5 protein-coding genes are annotated in these 5966 nt (G+C 60.5%); 3 read left to right on the plus strand and 2 right to left on the minus strand.

Going from position 1 to position 5966, the window contains the following annotated elements; translation table 11 throughout:
- Together H5U08_RS08510 and H5U08_RS08515 are read left to right on the plus strand one after the other, a co-directional pair.
- Nucleotides 1–212, plus strand: a 212-nt coding sequence (locus tag H5U08_RS08510; RefSeq protein ID WP_297032143.1) for a hypothetical protein, incomplete at its 5' end; no start/stop codon positions are given.
- A gap of 124 nt (nt 213–336) precedes the next feature.
- A complete protein-coding gene (locus H5U08_RS08515; RefSeq protein WP_297032145.1) occupies nt 337–528 on the plus strand; it encodes a DUF6800 family protein in 192 nt (63 codons plus the stop codon).
- A 77-nt stretch (nt 529–605) separates the two neighbouring features.
- On the opposite strand, the gene H5U08_RS08520 is transcribed toward H5U08_RS08515, so the two are convergent.
- Together H5U08_RS08520 and H5U08_RS08525 are read right to left on the minus strand one after the other, a co-directional pair.
- A complete protein-coding gene (locus tag H5U08_RS08520; RefSeq protein ID WP_297032146.1) occupies nt 606–2558 on the minus strand; it encodes an adenylate/guanylate cyclase domain-containing protein in 1953 nt (650 codons plus the stop codon).
- 58 nt (nt 2559–2616) lie between these two features.
- On the minus strand, nt 2617–4986 hold the full coding sequence (locus H5U08_RS08525) for a protein kinase (RefSeq protein WP_297032148.1): 2370 nt from the start codon (nt 4984–4986) through the stop codon (nt 2617–2619).
- Nucleotides 4987–5254: 268 nt separating this feature from the next.
- On the opposite strand from H5U08_RS08525, the gene H5U08_RS08530 reads away from it, so the two are divergent.
- Entirely contained in the window at nt 5255–5830 is a 576-nt protein-coding gene (locus H5U08_RS08530) for a flavodoxin family protein (RefSeq protein WP_297032150.1), read from the plus strand.
- The last annotated feature ends 136 nt before the right edge of the window (nt 5831–5966 follow it).

Here is a 5966-nt window from a genome sequence, read left to right on the forward strand (position 1 = left end):
GCTGGGAACTTTTAAATCACGTTATCGTCGGGGCAATTCATGAATTGCCCCGACCGGCAGGTCCCTGCGGGTTGAATCCCGATCCCACGCCTGCCCGTGTGGACGTTCTGGGCCCAATCGGCGAGGAAAAGGTGGGGATGTGCCAGGGTCGGTGGCCATTGACGGGGTCCAGGTCGCCCGTTAAAAGAAAAAAGATGAGGCGCATCCATTAGGTACGGGCGTATTTTCCGCCGTCTCTTTCACGTTTTGTTGTCAAAAGCGGATCCCCACCGACGGGGAGGCCGCAAGATTAAATTAGCATTTTTGTCAGGAAACATAGGATCGGAGGACAGGTCTGTGTCGATCTGCGAACGAAAACGAGAACTGAGAAGAAAACGCCACCGCAGAGAGAAATACCGCATTTTCAAAAGAAAACTGTTGACAGCGACGGCTTCCGAACGGGCTGCCATTATTGAAAAAATCCGTAAGCTGGCCCCAGATCCCGAGGTCGTGCTCAAAAACCTCGGCCTTTTGGAAACCCAGCGATAAAAACCACATACCGCCACAGGGGACGTGCGACAGCGGCCGGGAGCTCTTTGGGGGTATGCCTTTGCCGTTGGGCAGGTTCACTTGGTGGCGAGGGCGATGACACCGTCCCAACCCGGTGGCGGCTGGCGGTGGTGTTGTGTGATGTAACTCGTCAGGAAATCGGCTCCACGATCGGACGCGGGCAAGCGGTGGAGTAGGTCGAACGCTTCGTCCCAGCGGCCCTCCAAAAAGTGCCGTACGGCGGCCTCGCAGAGCTGGAGGTGCTCATCGGTGAGTAACGGGTATTCGTCGCTCGGCGGCAGAAGTTCATGGACGAGCACCGCCTGGTCGAAACCGTAAGGGCGCAGCCTGGCCAGGGGCCGGACCCGAAAGATCTTTTTTTGTCCCGAGGAACGAACAGCTTCCGCAGTGGCTTCGTCCAAAAGGATCGGGACGTGCAGCAACTTGGTCAATCCTTCCAGGCGGGAAGCCAGATTGACGGGAGGACCAAACACGGTGACCTTGGCGTGCTCTGCCGTACCGATTTTCCCGGCCACGGCACGTCCACTGGCGATTCCAATCCCGATCTGAAACCCTGCCAGCAGACCATCCGGGGATTGCGAGGCCTGCTCGAATGCTCTGCGGATGGCCAAAGCAGCCTGACACGCGCGAAGGGCGCGATCCTCCTGAGGAATCGGCCAGCCCCAGAATCCCATCGCTGCATCCCCCTGGAAATCTCCAATCACGCCCCCCTGCTCCAGAATGTGTCGCGTCATCACCGACAGCGCGGCGCTGATCCGATTGAGGAGCGGAAGCAGCCGCTCCGCGTGCCGTTCGGTTTCCTGCGAAAACCCTCGCAGGTCACAGAACAGAACCGTAACATCCACCTCCTGCGGGCTGAGGAGCGTTTCCGGGTCTTCCTCGCTCAATCGATCGAGAACCGGGCGAGGTAAGAACTGCCCCAACACGGCCTGCCGTCGCTCCAGCGATTTCAACTGCAAGATAGCCCCCGTCATTTCGGCCACCAATTCGAGAAACTTGACGTCTTCGTGCAGATCCTCGGGAGTGGTGTCACTCGCGCCCAGTTCGCGATGGAAAGTTCCCGCCGCATAGATTGCCCAATTACACACGTCCGTGCGGATCGGCGTGCAAATCGCCCAGTCGATGTTCTCTTCCATTGTGTAGAGCGGATGATAGGCTTTGGGCTGAATCGCCGTGGTGTCCGCCGGGGACGACGGTCGAGTGCTCGGGGCTTTTCCCGGCAGGTTCAGCCGGCGCTGCTTTTCCCGCCAGATGTGGAGGACGCTCTGGCGATTGTTCCAGGCTTCAAGGATAAGCCGCCGACTTGGCCGAAACTCCCCGTCCGCCAGCAGACGCCGATCCCAGTGAACGACGCGAAGGGCGAGCGTCGCCTCGCCGCCCGGTTCTCTCGACGATAACGCGGCAGAACGTGCCGAGGCCTCCTCCACCGCATCCCCGGGATCTTCCGGCCCTCGCAGCGACGACGGCGACTCAATCGCCACCACCGCCACCGCCTCCGCATCGGGCATCCCGGCGAGGATCAAACTCACCAGCCGGGCAGCGGTTGCCGGTTCTGTCGCGGCTGTGGAAATAGCCCGCGGCAATCGCGACAGTACTTCCACGCGCGTATTGGGATTGCGAAAGACAATCTGCCTCAATAACTGGGGAGCGAATGCTTCCTGCTGGGTGGGTGTGGGATGATCGCTGGTCACGGCGACCCGTTGTCGGCTCAGCGCAAAACGTGTGCGTCCAATGACGAAATGCTCGCCCGGCCTCACGTCAAAAGCATCCCGCTCTTCCCCGTGGAAAAAGACCGGGTTGCGGGCACTGGGAAGCCGCCGGACGTGAAGCAGGTTTCCGTCCCACACCACTTCCGCGTGTCGCCGGGAAATATGGTGATCCCACGGTACACTCCAGGAACCCGTCGCTCTCCCCAGACACACTGACGTATGGAGCGGAAGCGGCCTTCGCCACCGATCACTGGGGTCTTCACCCTGGGCAATCAGATAGATTTCCTCACCACCCAACATCGTCCTGCTCGCAGTCTTTTTTGAGCACCATTCGTGTATGTTCTCCGAATTCTGCCTGCTACTCGTTTTGCTGCGGTTCGGAAGCCCGCGTCACGGAACGGCCGTCCTCTGTGGACTGCGGTCCTCGTCCCTGCCAGGATTGTGTCTGGGCCAGTGTCTCATCGGGGGGCGACCACGCGGCAGGCGGCGGCCTTTCCGGGCGCAATGGCATCAGAATCCCCGCCGACAGCAGGTGTCGCCGAATTTCCCGCAGCAGACGCGCTGTCAACGTCCACAATCCCAACAGAATGACTCCCACCAGTCCTGCTGAAATGACCCCATAGCGGAGAAGCGCGTGTTGAAACCCTTCCAGGGGTCGCTGGATGGCCGTCGCATAATCCTCCTGCACCAGCACAATCCATCCCACATCGTGGACACTGCCGTCCTCACGGCCAAGCTGCACGGGGGCAACCTGCGCCAGATACCTGCGACGGTATTCCGCTCCCAATTCGTCCCGGGAAAGTGGATCCACAAAGTTCACGGCAGGCCCCCTGTCCAGGTCTGTGAGATTCTGCACCGGCTGGGGCAGATCTTCGCGGCGCAGTCGGTATTCCTGCTTCCGAAAGCGCTCCGGTAAACGGAGCTCCTTGCGCAAAACCTTATCGAAGAGCGGGTGCTGGAGGATCATACCGGTATAATCACCCGGCCGCATCTCCACCAGCACCGGAAATTGGGTGCGGGTGCCTTCCAGTTCGACGAATCGGGTCACCCGGACGGTCAACGCGACCACTCCCAGGAATTGCCGAGTACGGTTATCGATGACGGGGGCTGCCACCGCCACGATCCATTGCTGGGTCGCATCACTGGGAAAGACCGCGGAGAGTTGTGGCTGCATAAGATGCTCGTCCGCTGCCGGACGCCAGTTCCGCGGCATATCCCGTTCTCGACCGGTGAAGAAGCTCCGCCACGCATAGTTTCCGCCGATGGTGAGAGATTCCGGCACGCGGGCCGTGGAAATCCCTCTCGGATCGCAAAAGAACCAGCTCGCCACCTCATCCACGCCCTGGACATCTTCACCCGTTCCCGGCCGCATCCATGGCGGTATCATCTGAGCGAACTCTCGCTGCAAGGCCGCGCGGAGCGGATGGTTTCGGAACCGCCTTCGCAGCGGTTCCGCCTCGGTCTCGCTGAGATTCGGTTGGCTGAGTTGCTGGGCCAGGTCTCGGAAGTCGGGGTCCTGCAGCGTCTGGCGAACGAGGTCCTGAAAGCGTGTGTTCTCCGCGAGTTGTTCCACGGCTTCAAACCGCCGGCGGAGCTCTTTGCCTGCCAGGTCGGCCACATACTGGGCCATCAGTTGATTGTTCTCCAGGGCCCGCCGCGTGAGCGCTTCGCGGGACTGCCTCACCGTCGTGGAAAACCCTCGCCAGGCGAACAGCGCGAACACCAGCAAGAGCAGAGCCGGACCGACAAATCCGAGCAGCATGAGCGGCCGCCGCGTTCGCTCCGTCGTCCACGCATCGAGGGCCGCCAGCACCGATTGAACGTTGGGAAATCGCTCATTCGGATCGGGCGCCAGACACCGCTCGAGGATCTGCGCCAGCTCGCGATCCACGCCGGGAATCTGCCGGTGGTCCGTGGGAACGCCCGAGCGTCTGATCCACTCGCGGTAGGCCCGCAGTCGCTCTTCCAGGTTTGTGATGCGTTCGATGGAACGCGCCGCTTCTTCATCGCGGTGCGGCGGTTTGCCGGTCAGCATGCAATAAAGCAGCGCCCCCAGGGCATACACGTCCCAGCGAGCATCGGGGATGGCGTTGAGATCGGCCTGCTCCGGCGCCATGTAGAAAAGCGTTCCCAGAGCAGGCAATTGTTCGTGGGAAAGCCGCGACTGCCCGAAATCAGCCAGCCGGGGTTTGTCGTCCTGATCCAGCAGGACATTGGCGGGCTTCAGATCGCAGTGGAGGACACCTTTGCCGTGGGCATGGAGCAGTCCGATGGCCACCTCCCGGAAGATGCGGACCGCCTCGGCCACCGGCAGCGGACCGTGGGCCAGCCGATCGGCCAGCGAGCCCCGTTCCATATACTCCATGACGTAATAGGGCGGATCAGAATCCCACCCAACCCCGATAAGCTGCACGATGTACCGATCCGCGCAAAGGAAGGCGAGCTTCTCCACTTCCCGGGACAGGAGCGACCAATCCAGCCCTCCCTGGTGGGCGTAGAACTTGATGGCGACCCGCCGTCCCGTGTTCCGCTCAATCGCCACCCAGACCTCCCCATAGGCGCCAGAACCAAGCAAGCGTTCAAAGTCGTAACCAGGCACCTCGATCGGGGGACGTCGCCCTTCCAGACTGAGGGCCTGGGAACGTTGCCGTTCAAAATCGCCCTGGGGAATGGTCAGATCGTCTGGCATTGCAAAGATGATGCGAAGGTATGGAGAAGGGGGCTTCATTGGTGTTTGCGCCCCGTTCCATCCGCCCCCACACTGTCAGTATATCGTGTTTGCGTTGGGCGAAATATGGTAACATGAAATTCCACCCTCCGGGGATCGGCTTTCCCGCACCCCGGCTGAGTGTGCGCGGTTTCCTGGAACGGGTTTACGGAACAATGCTTGTTTCGGGCTGGTAACGCCGCCGCTTGATGAGGAATCCCTGCGGCGGAACCACGTAAGTCCGCTCCCCACGTGGGGTTTGTGAGACGTCTTTCGGGAGGAGACAACCATGAAGGTGATCGCGTTTAATGGCAGTGCACGCAAAGACGGCAACACAAGCATTATGGTCAATACGGTTTTGAATGTCCTCCAAAATGAAGGCATTGAAACCGAGCATGTGTCGCTGGCCGGCCGGCAGATCAGCGGATGCATCGCCTGCTATCGCTGCTTTCGGGAGCCCGGCCGATGCCATCAGAAGGACGACGGCTTTATCAATGAGGCTATCGAAAAGATTTCCCAGTCTCAGGGAGTGATCCTGGGTTCACCGGTTTACTTTGCGGATGTGACGGCCAACATGAAGGCGCTCATGGAACGAACGGGCATGGTCGCCCGGGCGGCCGGAGACATGTTCCGCCGGAAAGTCGGCGCGGCCGTCGTGGCCGTCCGACGCGGTGGCGCCGTCCATACGTTTGACTCGCTCAACCACTACTTCCTCATCGCTCAGATGATTGTTGTGGGCTCCATTTACTGGAATCTGGGCCGGGGACTCGAGCCGGGAGATGTGAACAAGGATGAAGAAGGCTTGCGAACGATGCGAATCCTTGGTGAAAACATGGCGTGGGTGATCAAGAAACTCTATGAATGAAGACAACACCACTTCCCAGTTCGAAAAAGAGGAATCCGAAGGAACTCAGTCCCCTCTGACGGGCGCCGAGCCGAACGTGGGGCAGCCTGCCGAATCGCCTGGGGAACCTGCCGCCACGACTCCGCAAACCCTTGAG

The sequence above is a fragment of the Thermogutta sp. genome, assembly GCF_014359955.1.
Classification (GTDB): domain Bacteria; phylum Planctomycetota; class Planctomycetia; order Pirellulales; family Thermoguttaceae; genus Thermogutta.

Excerpts from the sequence above, each read along its gene's own strand:
- H5U08_RS08520 (WP_297032146.1), bottom strand. The coding sequence starts at position 2,558 with ATGTTGGGTGGTGAGGAAATCTATCTGATTGCCCAGGGTGAAGACCCC.
- H5U08_RS08525 (WP_297032148.1), bottom strand. The coding sequence starts at position 4,986 with ATGAAGCCCCCTTCTCCATACCTTCGCATCATCTTTGCAATGCCAGAC.
- H5U08_RS08530 (WP_297032150.1), top strand. The coding sequence starts at position 5,255 with ATGAAGGTGATCGCGTTTAATGGCAGTGCACGCAAAGACGGCAACACA.